We start from the raw sequence: 22,033 nt of genomic DNA, 5'->3' as shown, positions 1-22,033 counted from the left end.
CGGAGCGCTATATAGTGAATAAACTGTGAAATAAGAAGGTTGTCCGGCTATGCGTAGCTCAGGGCAGCCTTTTTTTGGTATTTTTTGGGGCCGCCGCAAAGTACCTGAATTGGCATCGAAGCAGGGGCCTCACTTTGTGGGGTTATTTTGCGTTAGAGGGGTTTCGGGGTCCCGGCAAACCACCTGAATCGGCATCGGAGCAGAAGCACCGCTAGCGGGGTTGCTTTGCGGATAGCACTCCCGGCAATCTGGGCAACATGTAAGTATTAGCAGGCCGCAACAGACGAAGGGGGAAAGCGAGCTATGGAGAGCAGTGAGGCGATACGCCCCGAGAAAATAGGTCCGCTTGTGATAAAAGAGACCTGGAGCACAACCGGCAGTCTGGTTTCCTGGCAATGCCAGGAGAATGTTTATATTTGCCGCGGGGAGCGAGGGGGGATTGCTTTTGTTTTTTTGAGCGATGATCTGTTTCGGATGAAGGGGTTTCGGGATCAGGCGCCTGATTTGACAACGACCGAAGCGGTGCTGGCGGAAAGCTGCATTCCGCATTTGTTCCCGGTGAAGGAAGCCGAGAATCAGTTGATCTTCACAACCGGGGCTATCCGGCTGATTATTGAGAAAACCACGTTTCTGCTCCGGGTGGAAAAATTGGACGGCACAATCATTATGCAGCAGAATCTGATGAGCTGGAATCCGCGGGGCGCGGGACATGCGGAATATGATATGCAGCCGGATTCACATTTTTACGGACTCGGAGAGAAGGCGAGCTTCCTGGATAAACGCGGGGAGCGTTATACGAACTGGAATACGGACGTATTTGCGCCCCATCTGCCGGAGATCGAAGCGCTCTATGAGTCGATACCTCTGCTGATTCATATGCACGGCGGTCTGTCGTATGGCTTGTTTCTGGATAATCCGGGCCGGAGTGATTTTGATATGCGCTCGCATGGGGTTGCGTTTACCATCGGCTGCTCTACAATGGCTTATGATGTCTATTTCATCAACGGGCCTGACATGAAGGATGTGGTCAAAAGATACACCTCGCTGACCGGCCGGATTGCGCTTCCGCCCAAATGGGCCATCGGCTATCACCAGTCGCGCTACAGCTATATGAATCAGCAGGAGGTGCTGCAGCTTGCGCAGACGTTCCGGGACAAAAAAATTCCCTGCGACGTGATTTATCTGGACATCCACTATATGGATGAGTACCGGGTCTTTACTTTTGATCCGGTCAATTTCCCTGAGCCTGACAAAATGATTGCCGAGCTTGGCGGGCTGGGTGTGCGGATTGTGCCGATTGTAGACCCCGGTGTCAAAAAAGACCCCCAATTTGAGGTGTATAAGCAGGGGGTGCTGGAGAAGCATTTTTGCCGCCGTCTGGAGGGCGATATTTTCTTTGGGGAGGTGTGGCCGGGCATCAGCGCGTTCCCCGATTTCAGCGACAGCCGGACCGCCGAATGGTGGGGAGGTCTGCACAAGTACTATACGGATCTTGGCATTCAGGGCATCTGGAATGACATGAATGAGCCGGCGGTATTCAATGAGTCGAAGACGATGGATCTCGATGTGATGCATTCGGGCAACGGGCGGCTTCTAACGCATGAGGAGTATCATAATCTGTACGGGATGATGATGTCGAAGGCCACGTATGAGGGGCTGATGGAGCATATGGGCGGCGAGCGCCCTTTTGTGCTGACCCGGGCCGGTTATGCCGGCATCCAGCGTTACGCCGCAGTGTGGACGGGAGACAACCGCAGCTTCTGGGAGCATATGGCAATGGCGATGCCGATGGTGCTGAACATGGGCTTGTCGGGGCTGGCCTTCTCCGGGCCGGATATCGGCGGGTTCGCCCACCATACCTCCGCGCAGCTCTTGGTGCGCTGGACGCAGATGGGGGTGTTCTTCCCGTATTGCCGCAATCATTCCTCTATTGGCACGCTGCGCCAGGAGCCGTGGTCGTTCGGGGAAGAGGTGGAGGGAATTCTGCGGGAGTTTATCGGCCTGCGTTACCGCTGGATGCCGCATTTATATAACCTGTTCCATGAAGCGGAGATGAGCGGCCTGCCTGTAATCCGGCCGCTTGTTCTGGAATACCCGCGCGACCCGCATGTGACCAATCTGTGCGACCAGTTCCTGCTGGGGGAAAATGTGCTGATCGCCCCCGTCTACCGCCCCGATACGGACCACCGCTGCGTGTATTTGCCGGAGGGACGCTGGATTGATTACTGGGACGGAGAGATTCATGAGGGCAGCCGCCACATTCTGGCTGCTGCGCCGCTGCGGATTATGCCGATGTATGTCAAGGCGGGGACCTTTGTCGTCGAAGGCCCGCTGAAGCAGTATGCGCTGGAGGATACGGAGGAAACGTTGATTTTTCATCTGTACGGGGCGGAGGCGCGAAGCGGGTTCTCTGCCGCTTGTACCCTCTATGAGGATGATGGACACAGCTTCAGCTACAAAAGAGGGCAGTATGCGGAAATCAGTGTGCAGGCCGCCGGCGATGAGGGCACATTGCGGCTGAGCTGGTCGTATGCCGTGCGTGAATACGTTCCGCGCAGAGAATCGCTGCGGTTCACTCTCTGTTATCCGTTCTTTACGGCGGCTATGGTGGAGGGGCTTGCCGAGATTAGTCTGGAGCAGCTTAAGGAAGGGTGCTCCGGCTGGGCCTATGATGGAAAGAGAGGGGCGATTATTATCCAGGTGGCTGATGATCCGGAAGGCGGGGAGCTGCATATTCGTGCGGCGGAGATGTAGCTGGTGGAAGGAGCTGGCTCATGTGGACTTACGGGAGTTTGAAGAGCGCCGGAGCTTAGGGTGAGGGGATACCCCTAGTGGAGGGGAGGCTGCCGGGGAGTTGGCGCGGGAGCAACGGCAGAAATGCCGTTGTTGGGAGGGCGCTGGGGAGTTTGTGTGGAAATAGCGGCAGAAATGCCGTTGTTGAGAGGCCGCTGGGGAGTTTGTGTGGGAATAGCGGCAGAAGTGCCGTTGTTGAGAGGGCGCTGGGGAGTTTGTGTGGGAATAGCGGCAGAAATGCCGTTGTTGAGAGGGAGCCGGGGAGTTTGTGTGGGAATAGCGGCAGAAGTGCCGTTGTTGAGAGGGAGCCGGGGAGCTTGTGTAGAAATAGCGGCAGAAATGCCGTTGTTTTTGTGCTGTCCTGTGCCTTACGGGAAACGCTCAGGTTAGGCCGCGCAGACTGCATAATCCTGTATTTTTCGCTTTTTTGCAGATCATCTGCAGAAAAAATGCAGAAAGGTTTTTAAATATGGGGTTTTTCGTATAAGATGAAGGGATGAAGAAAAAAACGTTATGGGAGATCATCAATGATTAAGCATCTGTATGCTATATGGTTAGGGGACGTATTGTTTTGCTTCTCCGGTGAAACTTCAGAGCCGAAGGTGGATGCATGGACGCGTGTAGTCAAGCGGCTGGAGCTTCGGAGCGGCTGGCGTCCTTTTGCAGGTGCTGCGCTGCGGCTTACGGAAGTGAAATATCCGGCCGCCGCCTCGGCGGAAGGAAAGACGACGCGGCGGGGAGTGCCGGGACGCACGCTTGAAGGGCTGGCCCTGTCGCCGAAGGACGCGTTCGAAATGCTGCTCGGCTGGGATGAGCAGCTATGCCGCAACCAGGGAATTGAGCCGGGAGGAGAGCTGCGCTATTGGGCGGCAGCGGCCCGCTTCGCGCTGGAGCTGATGGGCACAGGCGGCATTGTGCCCGGAGCGCTGCCGCCAAGGAAGGCAGGCTCGCGGCGGCGCGGCGGCGAGCAGGCGGCATCTGCCGTCTGGTCCCCGGCTTTTCGTCAGGAGGCAGACAAAGAGCTGTTCCTGCAAATGGCGGCATCCATGCCGGTGCTTGCGCTGGGTACTCATGTGGCCGAGGAAGGAGATTTATCTTCACGCGAGGATGCCGGTGCTTATGTGCTGTATTCTTTTTTGCAGGCAGTAATGACGGCAGAGATCAAGCGGGTCGTGGCGGAGAATGAAGGAAAGCTTGCGCCGTATAAGGCAAATTACCGGCGCGGGTATTCCCCGCTTACGGAGCTGTGGTGGAACAGCCTGCTTACAGGCAGCCGGGATATCCCGGTTCAGGGGACTCCCGCGGAGGTGGCGGAGCTTCTGAACGCAGTGAACGGAACAGCGGGCAATGAGGTGCCTCATGCGGAGACGGAGGAGGCGCGCAGCGGCCAGCTCAGTCTTGGCCTGCGTCTGGAGCCGCCGGCGGACGAGAGTGAAGAGTGGCGGCTCTCCTTCTGGGTGGAGAGCCGCGAGGAAGGGGAATTCTGGCTTCCGGCAATGGCAATCTGGAGCAGCCGGGAACGGGAATTTACGCTCTGGGGCAAGCGCTACCGCAACATCCAGCAGCAGTTGCTTGCGGCTCTGGGCCGGGCAGGCAGAATATCGCCGGATATCCAGCGTGCGCTCTGCGTACCGGCTCCGAGCGGTGTAGAGCTTGCGCCGGAGCGGCTCTATTTCTTCCTGAAGGAGAGCGTGCAGCCGCTGCGCGAACGGGGGATCACGGTGCAGATGCCTTCCCGCTGGAGCCGCGATGGCCGGCGGCGGGTCGGCATGAAGATGAAGATGCAGCCGCCCCCCGGCGGGATAGACGGCCCTGCTCAGGCTTCGCTTGGCCTGGAGCAGTTGATCTCCTTCCGCATCGAGGCATCCCTGGGAGATTCGGATATCAGCGAAGAGGAGCTAAGTGCTTTGGTGGAAGCCGGCGTACCTTTTGTACGGTTCCGGGGGGAATGGATCGAGATTGATCCGAAGGAGATCCGCCAGGTGCTCCGATATATGAAACGCAATGAAAACGGAGAAATGACGGCGGCGGATTGGATGAGGCTCGAAGCCGAAGACGGCGACGAGCGTCTCTGGAAAGGGATGTCGGTCACCGGAATGGAGACCTCCGGCCTGCTCGCATCGCTTATGGAAGGCGATGTGCTGCGGAACCTTTCGCTGCGTCCGGTGCCGGAGGCTCTGCATGGGACGCTGAGACCTTATCAGGAGCGCGGTTATCAATGGCTGGCTTCGCTGAGCGGACTGGGGTTCGGCGTCTGTCTGGCCGATGATATGGGGCTGGGCAAAACCGTGCAGGTGATTACCTGCCTGCTGGACCGCTCCCTGAACGCTCCGCCGGATGAGAAGCACGAGCCGGTGCTGATTCTCTGCCCGACCTCGCTTCTGGGGAACTGGCAGCGGGAGCTGCAGCGCTTCGCGCCTTCGCTTAGCCTGCACATCCATCACGGAGGGCGGCGGGTCCGCGGAGCAGGCTTCGCCCAGCTTGCCGCCAGCCATGAGATCGTATTGACCACCTATCACCTGGCGGGCAGAGACAGCGAGGATCTGGCGAGTGTGCGCTGGTCAACCGTCGTGCTGGATGAGGCGCAGTACATCAAGAATCACCGCACCAAGCAGGCGCAGAGTGTGATGAAGCTGACGGCGCCGAACCGCATTGCCATGACGGGGACTCCGGTGGAGAACAGACTGGGTGAGCTGTGGTCGATTTTTCATTTCTTGAATCCGGGATACCTGGGAACTTATCATTTTTTCCGCCAGCGTTATGTCTCCGGGGAGGGCGGAGAGCGGCTGCGGGAGCTGCATCGGCTTGTTTCGCCTTTTCTGCTGCGGCGGCTGAAGAGCGACCCGGACATCTCCAAGGATCTTCCTGAGAAGCTGGAGCTGAAGTCGTATTGCACATTGAGTGAAACGCAGGCAGCGCTGTATCAGGGTGTGGTTAATGAGATGCTCGGTGTAATCGGTGAGAGGTCGGGCATGGCCCGCCGGGGATTGGTGTTGTCCTCGCTGACCAAGCTGAAGCAGATTTGCGATCATCCCCAACTCTTCCGCAAGGATGAAGGGCGAAGTGTGCGCACGGAGCAATCCGGCAAAATGGAAGTGATGTTCGAGCTGCTGGACAGCATCAACGAGCTTGGAGAATCTGCACTTATTTTTACCCAGTATGTGACAATGGGCGAGCTGCTGGTCAGCCGGCTGGCAAGAAGGTACGGCAAAGCGCCGCTGTTCCTGCACGGCGGAGTTTCCAAGCGGGAGCGGGATGAGATGGTGCATGCTTTTCAGGAAGGGGAGGGCGCTTCCTTCTTCGTGCTTTCGCTTAAGGCTGGGGGTGTGGGCTTGAATCTGACCCGGGCCAACCATGTGCTGCACTATGACCGCTGGTGGAATCCGGCGGTGGAGAATCAGGCGACTGACCGGGCTTTTCGTATCGGCCAGCACAGAAATGTGCAGGTGCATAAGCTGATCTGCCAGGGAACGCTGGAAGAGCGGATTGATGAGCTGATTGAACGCAAAAAAAGTCTGTCGGAGCAGGTCGTTGGCTCCGGTGAACACTGGCTGACCGAAATGTCCAACCATGAGCTGAAGGAACTGGTTGAGCTGCAGGGCCAGGACTGGATGTAGCCGGAAATAATCAGTACAAAGGAGGAGTGAACCATGAGCGGACCACTTGAGCTGCGGCTGGAGATTGTGCCCGGAAGGCTGCGGGCGACGGAGCTTCAGGGAGCGGGGCAGGCTGCGGTAATGCAGACTAAGCAGACGGCGGGCGTTGCTGCCCGGGACAGGGAAGCGGCGTATGCTCTCACTCTGGAAGTTCCGCTTTGGCCGGCTGAGCGGAAGAATAAGGTGCTGCGGGAGCTTGCCGCACATCCGGGAGAACTGTATGAGCTGCTGCAAGGCAGACTGAACGACAGGCTTGCGGGGCTGGGGGTGCTGCCTGCAGCGGCGGAGCTGGAAACAGCGGTCTATGAGCAGGGTGAGGGAACGGCAACCCGGGCAGAGCTGCAGGAGCTGATCAAGCAGCAGCTATCCGAAGAGCCGCTGCTGGCCTTGTCGCTGCGCGGCCTGGACAAAGAGGAGCTGCTGGCGGGAGTATTCGGCCTGTGGGCGGAAGAAGAGGCCCCGGAGGCCGGAGCAGGCAGACCGGCGGGCGGTGCACTGGCGGCAGAGCTGGCCCGCCTGGAGCGCAAGGGGCCTGCGGTGTCCTCGGGAGAGTGGCTGGCTGAGGCCGCCGCCGAAGGCTCACTTCACCAGCCGGGGCCGCTGTTTCATGAGATTGCCGCCCGGCCGTTCCCGGTATCCCCGGTGATAGCGGAGCCTGCGGAGAATTGGCCCGCCCTGCTGCCTCAGACACCGGGAGCCACCGAAGGGCTGACGCTTATCATGCGGCGTGTGGCTGAGGCGGCTGCCCGCCGGGCAGCGGCACTGGGCAAGCTGTAGAATTAAATAGGACAGCCGCACCCTGGGAGATGCGGCGAGGCTGTCGGGAAGGGTGCGGCAGTTATTTGTATGCCTTATTAATTCGCTGCTGCCCTGCGTTACTGTCAGGGCCTTGATCGGTCATTCATCCCATATGGAACGATTAATAGAATTGGTTGTCCGATAGAATATGTTGGGCTGGCGAAATCGCGTGGTCCTATGAAGGTGAGACATCAGAATAAGCCGAAGAACGATTGTCTATTAAGAATGACGATATTAGAAAAGGGCAGCACATGAACAGGTAATAAGCTGTCATGTGCTGCCCTTTTAGATGGTATAAGACCGTCTCCTCCTGAAGCGATTATTCCTTGGCGGGGCCTTCGGTCAGCTCCAGAATTTCGCGGCGCAGGCGGAGCATCTTCTGATCCAGCTCATCGGCGGCGCGGGCGGCTTCCTTCAATTCTTCGGCAACATGCGGAGGCAACTGCTTGTCGAATTTATAATAGAGAATATGCTCCATGCTGGCCCAGAAATCCATGGCAAGCGTACGTATCTGAATCTCCGCCTTCACCCAGCGGGTTCCTTCCAGCAGCACGAGCGGAATGGCTACAATGACATGAAGACTTTGATAGCCGTTAGACTTGGGATTGGCGATATAGTCCTTGATCTCCAGCACCCGGATGTCTTCGCGTACGCACAGATGATCCACCAGACGGTAGATATCCTTCACAAAAGCACAGACGATACGCATACCTGCAATATCATGAATGTGCTGCTCCATATTCTCTATGGTGAACTCATGGCCCTTGCGCTCCATTTTTTGCAGAATGCTCTTGGGTTCCTTGATGCGTGACTTGACATGCTCAATCGGACTGAAACCGTCGCGCACCTGCCACTCTGTCTTAATGATATCAATTTTATTCTCAAGCTCATTCAGAGCATGGCGGTAGAGCGCCGGCAGCGCTTTGAAGTCTTCACCCTGTTTGGCGAAATCCTCGCCCATCTGCCATTTTTGCAAATCCTTTACATGTACCTGCAACTGATTCAGCGTAACTTGTGTACTATCATTTTCTTCCACTGAGACTCTCCCGGTTTACGTCGTTAGTTGTGACTGATTGCTTCTTTATTTTACTCCATGTGCCGCCCTGGAAGCAAAATTAGTCTGGGGCTCCCCGCTTGTTCAGGATAATTTTACAGAAACATTTTGGTAGTGGCAGCGTATTAGCACACATAAAGTATGTATTAATGAATCTGTTCGAGACATTTGGTATGATAGAAGCACGTTTTACGCTTCAGCATGGAGCGTAGGGGCAACTTGAACCATTACCGGGGCTGCGAATCAGCCCTGTTCTCACTCTGGAGAAGGAGGAACTGCAATGAATATACTTAAGCGCATCAAAGACGGTGCCAGCCGGGTGAGTGAAAAAGCACAAAGCTCGGTGGAAATCGGCAAGCTGAACGGACATATCTCTGATATTGAACACGAGATGGAAATTGAATTTATGAAGATGGGGAAGCTTTTCTATGAAGGCTACCGTTCCAGGGATATGTCTGAGGCTGAAGGTAAAATGGTGGAGCTCTCGCGGGGCTGCTTCAAGCTTCAGGAGCAGATTGACGAACTGCGCGCACGGATTGCCGGCCTGAAGAATGAACAGCTCTGTGCCTGCGGGCAGGTGGTCACTCTGGGAGCCAATTTCTGCCCGCACTGCGGACGCAAGCTGGAGCCTGCTCCCTCGCTGAGAAAAGAAGAGCCGGCAGTGAACGTACATATCGTTCATAAGCATGAAGAGGAAGAGGATGAATACTACGGCGAAGAAGAGCTGACAGAGGCCGAGAAGGAATTGGCCATGCGCCACGATCTGCGTGCGTCAAACACGGAGAAGCCCCCTGTGAAGGAGGAGCTGCCCCCGGAGTATTTCGAAACCGCCCAGGAGGAGGAACGCGGACGCCGTGAGGCGGATGAGCTGGAACGCGAACGTGAGAGACAGCTTGAGCTGGACCGCCGGATTCGGGATTGGCGGGCTACCGAGCCGGAGGAAGAGGCGGCGGTCAGCGAGGGCGGCGTGCGCGAGCTTGTGAAATGCCAGATCTGCCGGGCGGATCTGCCCAAGGGCTCGATGTGGTGCCCACGCTGCGGCTCGGAGCAAATTTAGACAGGAGTTACAGTCAGCTTAGGGGGACAACATAGATGGAACAGTTGCTGCTGCATTTGCGCAATTTGGGTTTCACGGAGATGGAATCCAAAATCATGGTCGAGCTGGCCACCAAAGGCCAGGCTTCGGGCTACGAAGTGGCAAAACAGCTCGGAGTATCGAGATCCAACGTATATGCGGCGCTTCAGCGCTTGACTCAGCAAGGATATGTAAGATGCGGTGAAGGGGAGCCGGCGCGCTATAGCGTGCTGGACCCGGAGGAGCTGGCGACAATGATTTCCGGCCGGGTACAGGCTTCGCTGGCATATATGGAGAGTGAAATGCCGCGCGGCGGACCGGTCAGCCCGTCCTTCTACAATGTGGAGGGTGACCGCAATGTGCTGGGGGCGCTGATCCGCCAGCTTAATCTGGCCGGTCAGGAAATTGTAGTCGATGTATGGCGGGAGGAAGCCTCATTGCTGCGCAGCGAGCTTGAGCAGGCGGAGAAGCGCGGGGTGAAGCTGCTGTGGGCCTTTGACGGCGGCAACGCCGCTCCGGCTCCCTATCCGGCATGGCCGCCGCTTAGCGGGAAGCCGGGCAGAAGCGGGGGACGGAAGTTTTCTTTTGTCATCGACCGGGCCTGGTGCATGCTGGGCATGCGGTATGAGGATGGTACCGCGCAGGCGGTCATCACTGAGCATCCGGTGCTTGTGGAGCTGCTGCTGAACCACTTTGCACAGGAAATGGTGCTCTTCGAGCTGGAGGAGGACATGGGGCCTGAGCTTGCGAAGCGGTACGGGGAGCGCTACAGCCGCATTTTCGGCAAATATGTGCTGCATGATCAAGATAGCCGGGAGCCGGCGGTTGAAATAGCGGAAGAGACAGAGTAAGTGTATGAACTGGCGGAACAGCTCCGTAGCCTGAAGCTGATATTAAGCTGTATAAGTTGAACTGAAAAAACATAACAAGGGCAGAAGTGATGAGGGGAAGTTTGGAACTGTAGGAGCGGCAGCGTCCGCCTGAGAGCCTTCCGTAGGAAAGCTGGCCGTATGATTAGGCTGTCTGCGGATTTCATCCGCCGAAGCGGTATAAATCAAGAAATCTGTAGATGGGCAGTGGCGGAAGTCCAAACATTCCCCGCAGTTACGGCTAGGCCCAAATATGAAAAACTAAAGTTCAACTTATATAGGGAGGTGAAAGAAAATGGAATGTATTGTTCATTTTGAAGTGGAGCATCCGGAAGGCATCAAGAATTTGCGTGGCCTGCTGTTTCTGGATGAGGATCAGTCCCCCGGAGAACAAGAGCTAATCAGCATGTTCAAGGATATGAAGTTCGATGTGCGGCTGGATGACCGCGAGAAGCTGATCTTTAAGCCGGTGAATCCGGGTGAAAAGTATTCGCAGATCCGTATTACGAGCTTTGACACCGGGAAAGAGAACAGCGCAGAGGATCACAATCTGAAGTCAATTGTCGGCAACCTGCTGCCACAGAAGCCAACAGGACTGTAATAATGGCCGGAGTGGGTCCATTTCAGAAGAGAAGGGGGAGCACGGATGGAGCTGCTCAGACAAAAGGTTCTCGATGAAGGCATTGTACTCGGTCAGGGTGTGCTTAAGGTGGATTCTTTTCTGAATCACCAGATGGACCCTTTCCTGATGCGCGAGGTGGGCCGTGAGTTCACCCGCCGTTTCGCCGGGGAAGAAGTGACGAAGGTGCTCACTATTGAATCCTCGGGAATCGCCCCCGGGATTATGACCGCGCTGGAGCTTGCGGTGCCGCTGATTTTTGCCCGCAAGCGGAAATCGCTGACCCTGACGGAAGATATCTACGTGGAGAAGGTCTACTCGTTTACGAAAAAAGAAAGCAATGAAATCACTGTCTCCAAAAGGTTCATTGCTCCCGGCGAACGTGTGCTGATTGTCGATGATTTCCTGGCCAACGGCGAGGCCGCCTTCGGCCTGGCCCGGATCGTGGAGCAGGCAGGCGGCACTGTGGCCGGAATCGGCATCGTAATCGAGAAATCCTTCCAGCCGGGCAGCCGTCTGCTTAAGGAAGCCGGCTACCGCGTGGAGTCCTTGGTCCGCATCGCTTCGCTTGAGGACGGTGCAATCTCCTTTGCCGAAGAGGATGGGGAGCCGCGCTCCGAATAGAGAAACGCCAATAAGAACCTTTCTGCCACTTGCTGTGGAGGAAGGTTCTTTTGTTTGTGGGGCGGAGACAGCATCATTCCTAGATCTGCGGATTAGAACGGAGCCTTTGTGGTTTGGGAAGAATGGGGAGAAAGGGATTCGTCGTATCCATCCTCCTGTTTTTTACGGACTGTAGGGTCCTTATTATCCCGAAAGGGACACATTTAGCCGAGCGAACGGACCGTAAAGCGCTTATCGCCTCTTCGGCAGGTGTATTTAGGGTAAATGATTCCCCATAACGGCTCTGGAGTCCGTTCGCTTGCGGAGAAATGACTTCCAGTAGAAATAAGAGCTGCTCAGTCTGCTACAAACGGGCAGTCTCTTCCGATCAAGAGCTGACTCTGGCAGAGCTTGGTTTAAATTCGAACAGTTAGCGTCTGATAATCTACTAGCCGCTGGCGGAGCAAGGACCGGCTGCGCCCTGGGTGCCGGCCAGCGGCGAGAGCACGCGCAGCGCGCAAGGCTCGCAGCGCACGGTCATCGGCGCCGCGCCCAGGCTCTCGCCGTCGCCGATGGCATGGCGCGGCTGCGCGAAGCGGACAGCTACGCTGTGTCCGCGCAGCATGGTCACGAAGGGCAGCGCCGTATGCGTGCCCTTCATGACCGTCGGGAACAGCCGCAATAGCTGCCAGCGGCTGATCCCGTGCACGACGCAGACGTCGAGCAGGCCGTCATCGGCCTTCGCCTGCGGGCAGATCAGCAGCCCGCCGCCGTAGCTGGGCAGGTTGCAGATCGAGACCAGCCACGCGTTCTCGAAGGCCTGCTCTTTCCCGTCGCAGGTGACGCTTACGCGGCAGGGCTTGAAGGTCATCAGCGTATGCAGAATGCCGATGAGGTAGGCAAGCTGTCCGGCGCCGATGGCGTTGCACAGCCGTTTGTAGGGGCCGTTATTGACATTAACGGCCACCTGGGCATCGAAGCCGCTGGCCACGGCGGTCAGCGTCCAGCCCTCCGCGCCGGACAGCAGATCGGCTGTCCGGCAGCGGTCCTGCAGCGCGGCATCCAGCGCTGCCTCTGTGGCCAGCGGGATGCCGAACCCGCGGGCCGTGTCGTTGCCGGAGCCGGCGGGGATTACCGCCAGCGCGACGGCTCTGATCCGCAGCGCGCCCAGCACGCTGTGGATCGTGCCGTCGCCGCCGATCACGATGGCGGCGCGCCAGTCCTCACGGCGTGCAAGCGCGTGCAGGACCTGGGTCTCTGCGCTGTCCGCGCTTTGCGTGAACAGCGCTTCGCAAGGGGTGGCGCGGGCCTGGAGCATGGGCTCCACGGCATGCCAGGTCCGCTGCCCCGCGCCCCCGCCCGAACGGGGATTTATGATGAATAGATACATGGATGTTCCTCCAGCCTGCAGATTCGTGTATGTCTTGAATCCATTGTACGAAGCGGAAGGGCAAAAGGGAATCTTTTTAACAGCGGGAGGGGCTACAACTGGCGGAGCTGACTCTCGGCGATGTCGCCTGCCCAGGGCAGCTTATACCATCTTCCGCCCAGCGCATGATAGATCATAAGCAGCCACACGGCGAAGCTGCACAGGGAGATGAGGACGGCGGCCAGGTGACCCAGCAGCGGAATGAACCCGCTTAGCGCATGACCAATGGTCAGTGCACCGAAGGCAATCAGCGATTGCAGCGCATGAAAGAGCACAAAGCGGCTGCGCTTCTCCAGAGCAAGGAAGATAATTCCTCCAATTAAGGGAAAAAAGTAGCAAATGGCCGCAGCGATATTATCAGGCAATCCGGTGGATGATCTGAATGGGGACAATCTGGCTCACACTCCTTGGGGTTCTGTGAAGAGGCGGTCTCGTCTTTCCCGCTTCTCTACAAGCCTATGAACGGTCTGTACAAAGTATGAGGGCAAAAGGCACGCCCCAAGCCAAAGGATTGCAGCCCTGACATGCAGTGAAAGGTAAATGAATAAAATAAAACTCATCCGCACATTTTACAAGGAAAGGTGGAACTTGGACCGGAATATGATACAATATAACGATAAGGCCCGAAAGGAGTGATTCAGCAAGTGGCTCTTCGGGTAACCAAAGTGTCTAAGGTGTCTATATTTAAGACATCCTTATTCTCAGCCCAAATCACGACGAACCTGCTTCACCGGCAAGGCGGCTTTCCGGAACACCGGAAACACGGTCTGGACGGATAATGCAAGCCACGTATGTGTAATGGTTTCTTTACTTGCATTTCAAGGTTACGGCGGACTTTTCATCATGCTATTCTCTACAACGGAGCATTCATTTTCAATGTTTTGGGAGGGAACTGATCATGGCAAGTAAAGGTCATAACGAAGTCAAGGAAAGTCTACGGGAAATGACACGAATTTTCCGGCCCAAGGATCCCAAGAAATTTGTGAAGGAGTACGTCCGGAAGTACCGGATTACGGGAGGCTACGAAGAGGAGCTGACCATGGTCGTGGAGCATGAGCTGGTGAGAATGAACTCATCTGTCTCCTAGCTAACAGACAGGAATGCGCTGCTTGCTTTGAACAACATCATTTTGAGTTATCACATCCATGAGGATTCTCATAAACCGTGCCCGCGCGGCTTCTGCCGCAGGAAGCGGTTTTTTTTGTATGCTTTTTTTGCGATCTGGCAGTCACGCAATAGTTAATTGAATTTATATACATAAATGAACATGTATGCGTTTTATCAATTATAACACATATTCATTCAATTTATGAAAGCGTTCTTAAATCCAGCAAAGACAAAACACCCCTTCATAACTATATGAGTAGTAATTATTATAATTGACGGAACAAGTTCAATGGACTGTTCTCGCTGTACCATGTTCCGGTGGTCCATGATTATCCGTATCGGGAAGTCCGGCAGCGCTTCTATAGGCTTTTGGCGTTCCGGCTTTTTTTGGCTGGCTGGCTCGCAAGGCTGATCAGCAGGTAGGCGGAATTGCCATGAAGTTCATTCAGGCATTTATTTTTGCCTCGATGCTTGTCTTTGTGTTCTATCATTGGTATAAAAAAGAGAACGGACAAGATGGAGCGGCAGACTCCGTTCCATCATCCGGGCAGGTAGAGCACCGAGGAGGATAGTCATGGACATATTTACAGTGTTTCCAACGATCAGCACATCGTTCATCGTGATTAGCGCGATACTCGTGGCTATCGGCTGGAGACAAATTATTAAGGGCAAACGCGAGGCGCACAAGAAGACGATGATTGCCGCTGCTGTAGCAGCCATCCTGTTCTTCATCGTATATGCGTCAAGAACGGCGTTTGTGGGCAATACATCCTGGGGCGGTCCTGCGGATCTATCGCTGCTGTATCACATCTTTCTGATTTTCCATATCGTGCTGGCGACGGTAGCGGCTGTATTCGGGATTACGACGCTGATACTTGGATTTAAGGCGGAGTATGCCAAACACCGGAAATGGGGCAGAATCACTGCTGTGATCTGGTTCATTACAGCCATTACAGGGGTGGCGGTATACGTGCTGCTGTACATCTTCTATCCGGGCGGTCATACGAAGCCGGTGTGGGAAATCATTCTGGGCGCATAATGGCACAAGTGCTGCTGTAAAAGAAAAAAGACCTGTGAGCTCTGCAATTCCGCTTGGGAATGCAGGCTTACAGGTCTTTTGTTTGAACGTAAATCTTCGCGCTGATTAAGTCCCTCCGGGATTTACAGACGGAAGGTGGATACGGTGTTCTGCAGCTCTTCGGCCAGATTGGCCAGGGATTGGGCGGAGGAAGCCGTCTCCTCGCTGCTTGCGGCGGATTGCTCCGTGGTTGCGGAAATGTTCTCGACAGCGGCCAGGACGTTAGTCGATTGTGCGGCTTGTTCTTCACTTGCAGCGGCAATCTCGGAAATTTTCTGGCCGGAATTATTCACCATTGAGACAATCTTGTGAAAGGAAACCCCTGTTTTCTGGGACAATTCGGCACTTTCCTGTACGGCATTCACACTATAGCGTGTGTTCACCTGCATGCCTTTGATGATGCCTGTAATCTGCTTGGTTGCCTCGCCGCTGCGTTCGGCCAGCTTCCGCACCTCATCGGCTACAACGGCGAAGCCGCGTCCTTGCTCTCCGGCTCTTGCCGCTTCGATGGCGGCGTTCAGTGCAAGCAGATTCGTCTGGTCGGCAATATCCTCGATGACATCAATAATATCCCCGACCTTTTGGGAGTCATCCTCCAGCCGGGACATCTGTTCGCTTACCGACTGCATGCTCTCCATGGATTCCCTAATGATATTGTTGCCCTCCTCGGCAATCTGGACGGTTTCATCCGAGATGGACGAAGCCTGTTCCGTGTTCTGGGCCACGGAGTGAATCGCGCTGGAGAGCTCCTTGAACAGCTCGCTGATTGTGCCGGCATCGTTCGCGGTGCTTGCGCTGCCGCTGGCGACCTCCTGCGTACTGGCGGAGATTTCCTGGGCGGATGCGGCCAGGCTTTGGGAATGCGATAATATGGCGCCTACGGTGTTGCGGAGATTGAGCACCATTTCGTTCACCTTGGACGCCAGCAGCCCTATTTCATCTTTGGTATCAATATCCACCTGGCTGCGCAGATCACCATCCGTTACTTTTACGAGGGTCTGGACCACCCGGGCCAGCGGCTTCGAAATGACACGGGAAATAACAATGCCCAGAACAATGCATAGCAGCACAGCTATAATAATGACGGCAAGGGTAATCGTCCGCGAAGAACTGTACAAATCAGCCCCGCTTATTCTGGCCTGGTCGGCTTCCTTGATGTTGATGCTGATAAGATTATTAATGATTTGCTTGAGAGCATCTGCCTGGTTAGACAGTGTGCTGCTGCGGATTTTGCCCAGCAATTCATCGTCCCGCCCGGCAAGGGCCGAGCTGACAATGGACTCGTATGTAGTCAAATATGCGTTCCAGGCGCTTTCGAACGGCTCAATCGCTTTGATGGAGTCCTGGCTGAGTTTTGTTTTACGGAACGCTGCTATATTATCCAGTACATTTTGTTTTTCAACCTTGTAGTTCTCCACCTGCTGCTTCCGTTCGTCCAGAGATTCTTTGAAATATAACTCCCGGGCAATGACGCGCATGGTGGTGAAGCTGTTCTGGGAGGCTTGAAGCGAGGAGACGGGAATTAGATTGTTCTTGTACATGTCGTCCAGACTGTTGTTGATTGAGCCGAGGTTGGTCAGTCCATAGACGCCCACAAATGCCAAGATAACAGCGACCAGCAGGAAGGAAGAGATTAATTTCACGCTTGTTTTTAAGTTGTAGAACCATTTCATACCGGTTTCCTCCAGTTAGCATATATTTGTTGAACCGTAACGCCTCATTGGATAAAAATGCTGCCAGTGTCGATGATCAGTGCGATTTTGCCGTTCCCCAGTATGGTTGCCCCTGCAATGCCATCGGCCTTGCCTATGTATGAACCCAGGGATTTAATGACGATATCCTGAGTTCCGACCAATGCGTCTACGGTCAGCGCGATCCTTTTCTCGCCACGGCCAAGAATGATTAGAGGGAGCGAATCCGTTAACTCTTCTGTTCTTGGATAGTGAAAATAATCATGCAGCCACACAACAGGCACGAGCTGGCTGCGGACTGTAACGACGGGGTTGCCCCGGACAGTCTTGACCTCGCCAGCCGCCGTGCGGATAATTTCAGCTACATTGCTCATGGGAATGACAAAGGTTTCCTTGCCTGCCTTAACCAGAAGACCTCTGATAATGGCCAGGGTCAAGGGAAGCTTGATCCGAAAGCGGGTTCCCTGTCCTTTGACGGTCTCAATGTCAATGATTCCGTTGATCCGCTCAATATCGTTGCGGACAATATCCATGCCTACCCCGCGCCCGGAGATGTCGCTCACCTCAGTGGCAGTAGAGAATCCCGGTCTGAAAATAAGGCGCAAGGCTTCATCCTCATTCATATAGCGGGCCTCTTCGGCTGTAAGGATGCCCTTGTTCACGGCTGATTGCGCAATTGCCTCCGTATCTATGCCTGCCCCGTCATCTTCGATAACCAGAATGATCTGATTATCCTCATGAGCCGCAGAGATACGGACGATTCCCGTTTCATTTTTGCCAGCGGCACGCCGGATTTCAGGTGTCTCGATTCCATGATCAAGGGCGTTGCGGAGAAGATGGATCAGCGGATCGCCCAGCTCCTCAATCAGTGTCCGGTCCAGCTCCGTCTCTTTGCCTTCAATCACCAGTTCAATTTGCTTGCCCAGCGAATGCGACAAATCTCTGACCATGCGCGGCAGCCGGTTGAACAATTGCTCAATGGGCAGCATCCGGACTTTGATCATGCTCTCCTGCAGCTCGCTGGTGATGGCTGTCAGATGGCCCGATAGCTGTCCCAGCTCATCTGTCAGACTATCTGCGCCGAATTTCTGGTGGAAGCTCCGGTGGAGCTGCCCAAACCGGGTTTGATCAATAACCAGCTCTCCCGCCAGATTCATCAGCTTCTCCAGCCGGTCCACCCGAACGCGAATCGTTTGCGACTTCATTTTATCGGCAGAAGATGAACTTGTTCCCGAGAGCTCATGATCTTCCGGACCCCCTTGAGGCTCCGCTCTGTTGCTGCTGTCTTGCTGCAGGGGGGGCTCCTTCAGTTGTTCTATGGTGATGCTCTCGACATCCATTATGGAGGCAATGGTCTGTCTGATTTCCTCTACATCGCCCCTTGGAGCCAGCATCCATGACGCAGCTTCCAGGCCGCTGTCATCAATATCCTTATCCTCCAGCTCCGGCTTCATTTGCAGGACCGTGGTCAGGCTCCGCAGCCTGGCGTCGATCAGATGCAGGCGCGGCAGCCTCATTTCGCATGACGGGGACAGCCGGACATGGAACCATAGAAGCAGGAGAGGGTCTGCATCTCTATTGTGATGCTGTACAGCGGGACTGCGCACATCGCCCTTGGCTCCAAAAGAACTCAGCCTGTGGACCAGCTCGGATACGTCAGTGATTTCGTTGTCCCCGGTGGCGATTTCTGCCTGCAGCGTCCGCATGCCGTCCAATGCCTGGAAGAATAGCTGGATGAGCTCCTGCGTAACATGCCGGTCGCCGTTTCTCATTTGATGAAGCAGATGCTCAAGGTGATGGGTAACCTCTTTGAGCTTGTTGTATCCCATTGAAGCCGAGGAGCCTTTGAGCGTATGCGCCGCCCGGAAAAATTGCTGTATGCCGCCTTCCGTTTCCCCAGCCTGCTCCAGCCGGAGGATCTCATCTTCTATGAGCTGGAGCTGCTCCTCAAGCTCCTCCAGAAAAATCCCCCGGTATTCTGACAAGTCAACCATAATGCACCTTCTCTCCCATGTTGCCTTCCGTTATTCGCGCAGCAGTATCTCATCCAGCTTCAGAATCCCAACGAGTGCTGAAGAGGAGAAACCGATGCCTGTAAAAAGGGAGCCGCTGATCCCGGAGAAGCTGTCCGGCGGGGGCTGAATATCACTGAACGTAGTCACTTTATTTACCTTGTCCACAATGACGCCGACGGCTTCCTCCTGATGGTGCACCACCAGAATGCGCGTATGCTTAGTCCCGGCAGCTTCCTCCATATCCAGAAGAACCCGCAGGCTCAGCACCGGTACAATTTTGCCCCTAAGGTTGATAATGCCTTTAACATAGTGGCGGCAGTTCGGGATTTCCGTAATTTCCTGCATTCTGATAATTTCATGAACATCGGAGATGGGAATTGCATAATGCTCGTCCTCTACCCCGAACTCGACGTACTGTTTCTGCGCTGTCGACTCCATATAGTTCCTCCGGTTTCTCTACGAGTGGTTAAGAATCGCCGCTTCTCTGGAGCGGGTGACTTAAGTCCTCCCTTCCTCAAGTCTCCGCCGCCTTGCAATTATCCAGCGGGATGAACATTTTTCTTCGTTTTATGGGGAAATAACAAAAAAACCGGGAAGATGTCGTACAATATCACTTATGCGACATTCCATAACCTAAGAGGAGCAATGAAATGACAGGAGAACAGGCAAAATCTAATGAAGCTCAGTTGGATTTAGTGGAGGGCGGGGATGGCCTTAGCAGCGACGAGAATATCGTGCAGATGTTTCTGGCAACCTGCTGCGCAAATGCAAATACACGCCGTAACTATGGGCGGGCAATTGCTGCTTTTCGTAAATTTATTTCAGGCAAATCATTGCGGGAGGTTACCTGGAGGGAGATTGAGGCTTATAAAATCTTTCTTACACAAGGCGGCTACAGTTATCCGAAGCAGCTTGCCCCGGCCAGTATTGCTGCTTTCATTGCGCCCATAAAATCATTTTATAAATGGGGCAGCGATCTTCATATCGGCTTCTTCAATAACAATCCGACCTCCAGCGTACGGATTCCCAAAATAACGATTAACAGCAGAAGAAATTTTTTGACAAAAAGAGAAGTGGGTAATTTGCTTGGCGAGCTGCAGAAGCAGGGGCTGCGGAATTACCTGATCGGGCTGACGCTGGTCATGCTGGGCTTGCGTGTATCGGAGCTGACGGCGATGAGATGGGGGGATTTCCATACAGACCCTCTGGAAACCTCGATTTGGCTGACCATTGCGAATGCCAAGGGCGGCAAACGCCGTGAAATCAAAGTACCTCCTACACTGTGGCAGCTATACTCCCAGCTCTCAAGCTCCCTTGCAGAAAATGGGGAACCGAACGGGTCCCTTCGGATGTTTCCCTTATCTTCAAGGCAAGTGGAGCGGATCATCAAGACAGCCGGAGTGATCAGCTCCATTGAGAAGGAGCCTACTCCGCACTGGTTGCGGCATACCAATGCTACACTTGCGCTGCTGCAAGGCGCCTCGCTTCAGCAGGTGCAGGAATCGCTTGGGCATTCTCACATCAATACTACCCAGCGCTATCTGCATACGGTGCAGCAAATCCAAAAGGCCGCCCCCGATTTCGTCGAGGACAGCCTGCGTATTTTTATTCAATGAGACAAGGTTTGACAAATAACGATATTTTTCTGATGAGTTCCTATACAGCGTTATGAAAATAACCTATAATGTAGGCATAACAGCTTCGATATGCATAAATGTGCAATTATCCCTTTTTTTAACGGGAAAAATGTCGCATAAGTGATATTGTACGACATTTTCAGTCATGATATACATACTTATTGGATATGCATCTATAAAATATCTACATTTTCCCAAATAACATGGTTGTTAAACCCCCGCTGTCGAACATGGCGAACAAATCGGTTCGAAGGATTACGAGAATGGCTACCGCAACCTGTATGAAAAAGGAGCGATTTCGGGTTCACTGCATTTTCCAGCAGCAACTGGATTCAAGGCGGAATCAGCATGAATCTTCAGAATGATTCTACATGGCTCAACCAAGCGGTTAACGTTGAAAAAATGTATAACCCCGATGGCAAGGTAACACGCTCCGGTCTGCTGTACGGCGCCTCTCTGAATCTATATCTGATCACCACACCAACGAGTTGTACATCTGCTGCCTTTAGAGCAGCCATTAAGGAAAAAGTGGAGCCAAGCAATAAACTGGAAGGTATTTTCCTGGACGGTGCAGGGGTGCCGCAAATGAAATGTCCAGAGTATAGAACGACTGACCAGACACGCATCATGCCTACGATTTTGCGGGTTTCCCATAATGTGGATCTGTAGGTACAGCAACGTTAAAGGGCTGTCCCATAAGTAGATATTCTACTTGGTGGAGACAGACAGGATCACTATCTTTTCAAAAGCCTGAAATTCAAACAGAGCAGCGATTCTCCTGTTATCGGAACCGTACATCCTATTCAAAACCAGGGGGCGTCCCAAGCAGCCGTTTCATGGCTTTTGGAACGCCCCCTTTTCATTTGCTCACAATTGTGTACACCGCTTACGGCTCGGTTCCCCAGACAAGCTGGCCGTTCTGATATAGAGTGACCCTGCTCCAATTGGCGTAGGAGGTTTTGGCCGGGTCAAACGAATAGTCATTCGCTTCATTGAAGCTGGACCAGTCATTTTTGTTGATACGGGTCTGAATATCCCCGGAGGTTCCGCCAGCGGGAATACTGCCTGCCGCAGCACTGAAGCTAACCTCCATGTAATAGTCGGCTCCCGTCTTGGGGGTATTCAGCTTCACGAAGCTGCCCAGTACATTAGTATTGCCCAGGGCGGCATAGTCGGAATGAAAGGTTAGAGGCGTATCTCCGTCAATAGTGAACCAGTAACGGATTTTCAGGCTGCTTGCGGGTACTGCGGCGGTTCCGTTATTTTTGATGATAAAAAATGGCTTCATCTGGTTATCTGACGCGTTAGTATCTGCGGCACGGTACTGCAGGGCAAGATTGCCCGGCGTGCCTTGCTGCGGAGTGGCGCTGACGGGCGGCGCGGAATTGGCGCTTGTACCGGCAGTGTTCCCTGCACTGACCACGTAGTAGTAGGTGACTCCGTTGATTACGGCGCTGTCTGTATAGCTAAGCCCGGTAACTGTTGCGACTGGGGCATAGGGGCCGCTGCTGGCAGATGCACGCTTGACTGTATAGCTGGTTGCCCCTGTGGAGGCGTTCCAGCTTAAGTCAACGGCAGCGCTTCCTGCGTTTGCAGCTACACCGGTCGG

At 54.5% G+C, this 22,033-nt stretch carries 20 protein-coding genes; 13 read left to right on the top strand and 7 right to left on the bottom strand.

The window, feature by feature from the left end:
* Window positions 1-303 precede the first annotated feature (303 nt).
* From B212_RS0124565 to B212_RS33415, 4 genes are all read left to right on the top strand, one after another.
* Window positions 304-2,754, top strand: a complete 2,451-nt coding sequence (locus B212_RS0124565; protein ID WP_019913851.1) for a glycoside hydrolase family 31 protein — start codon at window positions 304-306, stop codon at window positions 2,752-2,754.
* Between the two features lie 123 nt (window positions 2,755-2,877).
* Window positions 2,878-3,183, top strand: a complete 306-nt coding sequence (locus tag B212_RS34755) for a hypothetical protein (protein WP_156830209.1) — start codon at window positions 2,878-2,880, stop codon at window positions 3,181-3,183.
* 137 nt (window positions 3,184-3,320) lie between these two features.
* Window positions 3,321-6,410 carry a DEAD/DEAH box helicase gene (locus tag B212_RS0124560; RefSeq protein ID WP_019913850.1) on the top strand — a complete coding sequence of 1,030 codons (3,090 nt, stop codon included), beginning with the start codon at window positions 3,321-3,323 and terminating at the stop codon, window positions 6,408-6,410.
* 33 nt (window positions 6,411-6,443) lie between these two features.
* Window positions 6,444-7,226 carry a hypothetical protein gene (locus tag B212_RS33415; protein WP_019913849.1) on the top strand — a complete coding sequence of 261 codons (783 nt, stop codon included), beginning with the start codon at window positions 6,444-6,446 and terminating at the stop codon, window positions 7,224-7,226.
* A gap of 340 nt (window positions 7,227-7,566) precedes the next feature.
* Here the strand turns inward: B212_RS33415 and B212_RS0124550 are convergent, their stop codons facing one another.
* A complete protein-coding gene (locus B212_RS0124550) occupies window positions 7,567-8,283 on the bottom strand; it encodes a hypothetical protein (RefSeq protein ID WP_019913848.1) in 717 nt (238 codons plus the stop codon).
* Between the two features lie 298 nt (window positions 8,284-8,581).
* Between B212_RS0124550 and B212_RS0124545 the strand changes: the two genes are divergently transcribed.
* From B212_RS0124545 to B212_RS0124530, 4 genes are all read left to right on the top strand, one after another.
* Window positions 8,582-9,358, top strand: coding sequence for a zinc ribbon domain-containing protein (locus B212_RS0124545; RefSeq protein ID WP_019913847.1), 777 nt, complete (start codon window positions 8,582-8,584; stop codon window positions 9,356-9,358).
* Window positions 9,359-9,393: 35 nt separating this feature from the next.
* Entirely contained in the window at window positions 9,394-10,227 is an 834-nt protein-coding gene (locus tag B212_RS32340) for a TrmB family transcriptional regulator (RefSeq protein WP_019913846.1), read from the top strand.
* Window positions 10,228-10,540: 313 nt separating this feature from the next.
* The gene (locus B212_RS0124535; RefSeq protein ID WP_019913845.1) at window positions 10,541-10,846 is read left to right on the top strand and encodes a hypothetical protein; all 306 of its coding nucleotides are present in this window, start codon (window positions 10,541-10,543) and stop codon (window positions 10,844-10,846) included.
* Window positions 10,847-10,891: 45 nt separating this feature from the next.
* Window positions 10,892-11,488 (top strand): xanthine phosphoribosyltransferase, encoded by a 597-nt coding sequence (locus B212_RS0124530; RefSeq protein ID WP_019913844.1) that lies wholly within the window; start codon window positions 10,892-10,894, stop codon window positions 11,486-11,488.
* Between the two features lie 427 nt (window positions 11,489-11,915).
* Here B212_RS0124530 and B212_RS0124525 read toward each other — a convergent pair whose 3' ends face one another.
* Both B212_RS0124525 and B212_RS0124520 read right to left on the bottom strand, forming a co-directional pair.
* Window positions 11,916-12,857 (bottom strand): diacylglycerol/lipid kinase family protein, encoded by a 942-nt coding sequence (locus B212_RS0124525; protein ID WP_019913843.1) that lies wholly within the window; start codon window positions 12,855-12,857, stop codon window positions 11,916-11,918.
* 92 nt (window positions 12,858-12,949) lie between these two features.
* The gene (locus tag B212_RS0124520) at window positions 12,950-13,288 is read right to left on the bottom strand and encodes a DUF4870 domain-containing protein (protein WP_019913842.1); all 339 of its coding nucleotides are present in this window, start codon (window positions 13,286-13,288) and stop codon (window positions 12,950-12,952) included.
* Window positions 13,289-13,794: 506 nt separating this feature from the next.
* Here B212_RS0124520 and B212_RS0124515 point away from each other — a divergent pair.
* The 3 genes from B212_RS0124515 (at window position 13,795) to B212_RS0124505 (ending at window position 15,042) form a co-directional block, all read left to right on the top strand.
* Complete coding sequence (locus B212_RS0124515; protein ID WP_019913840.1) at window positions 13,795-13,983, top strand: hypothetical protein; 189 nt, start codon at window positions 13,795-13,797, stop codon at window positions 13,981-13,983.
* A 454-nt stretch (window positions 13,984-14,437) separates the two neighbouring features.
* Window positions 14,438-14,575, top strand: coding sequence for a hypothetical protein (locus B212_RS34750; RefSeq protein WP_019913839.1), 138 nt, complete (start codon window positions 14,438-14,440; stop codon window positions 14,573-14,575).
* A 2-nt stretch (window positions 14,576-14,577) separates the two neighbouring features.
* Complete coding sequence (locus B212_RS0124505) at window positions 14,578-15,042, top strand: DUF420 domain-containing protein (protein ID WP_019913838.1); 465 nt, start codon at window positions 14,578-14,580, stop codon at window positions 15,040-15,042.
* A 122-nt stretch (window positions 15,043-15,164) separates the two neighbouring features.
* Here the strand turns inward: B212_RS0124505 and B212_RS0124500 are convergent, their stop codons facing one another.
* The 3 genes from B212_RS0124500 to B212_RS0124490 are packed head-to-tail and all read right to left on the bottom strand — an operon-like array spanning window position 15,165 to window position 19,225.
* Window positions 15,165-16,754 carry a methyl-accepting chemotaxis protein gene (locus B212_RS0124500; RefSeq protein ID WP_019913836.1) on the bottom strand — a complete coding sequence of 530 codons (1,590 nt, stop codon included), beginning with the start codon at window positions 16,752-16,754 and terminating at the stop codon, window positions 15,165-15,167.
* 44 nt (window positions 16,755-16,798) lie between these two features.
* Entirely contained in the window at window positions 16,799-18,766 is a 1,968-nt protein-coding gene (locus B212_RS0124495) for a chemotaxis protein CheA (protein WP_019913835.1), read from the bottom strand.
* Window positions 18,767-18,796: 30 nt separating this feature from the next.
* On the bottom strand, window positions 18,797-19,225 hold the full coding sequence (locus B212_RS0124490; protein ID WP_019913832.1) for a chemotaxis protein CheW: 429 nt from the start codon (window positions 19,223-19,225) through the stop codon (window positions 18,797-18,799).
* A 212-nt stretch (window positions 19,226-19,437) separates the two neighbouring features.
* On the opposite strand from B212_RS0124490, the gene B212_RS0124485 reads away from it, so the two are divergent.
* Both B212_RS0124485 and B212_RS32335 read left to right on the top strand, forming a co-directional pair.
* Window positions 19,438-20,403 (top strand): tyrosine-type recombinase/integrase, encoded by a 966-nt coding sequence (locus tag B212_RS0124485; RefSeq protein WP_019913831.1) that lies wholly within the window; start codon window positions 19,438-19,440, stop codon window positions 20,401-20,403.
* A 369-nt stretch (window positions 20,404-20,772) separates the two neighbouring features.
* Entirely contained in the window at window positions 20,773-21,093 is a 321-nt protein-coding gene (locus B212_RS32335) for a hypothetical protein (RefSeq protein WP_019913830.1), read from the top strand.
* A gap of 217 nt (window positions 21,094-21,310) precedes the next feature.
* On the opposite strand, the gene B212_RS35840 is transcribed toward B212_RS32335, so the two are convergent.
* Window positions 21,311-21,847 carry a cellulose binding domain-containing protein gene (locus tag B212_RS35840; RefSeq protein WP_442950122.1) on the bottom strand — a complete coding sequence of 179 codons (537 nt, stop codon included), beginning with the start codon at window positions 21,845-21,847 and terminating at the stop codon, window positions 21,311-21,313.
* Window positions 21,848-22,033 lie beyond the last annotated feature (186 nt).

It is taken from the genome of Paenibacillus sp. HW567, from assembly GCF_000374185.1.
GTDB lineage: Bacteria > Bacillota > Bacilli > Paenibacillales > Paenibacillaceae > Paenibacillus_AQ.
This window is presented reverse-complemented; position numbering and strand designations above follow the sequence as displayed.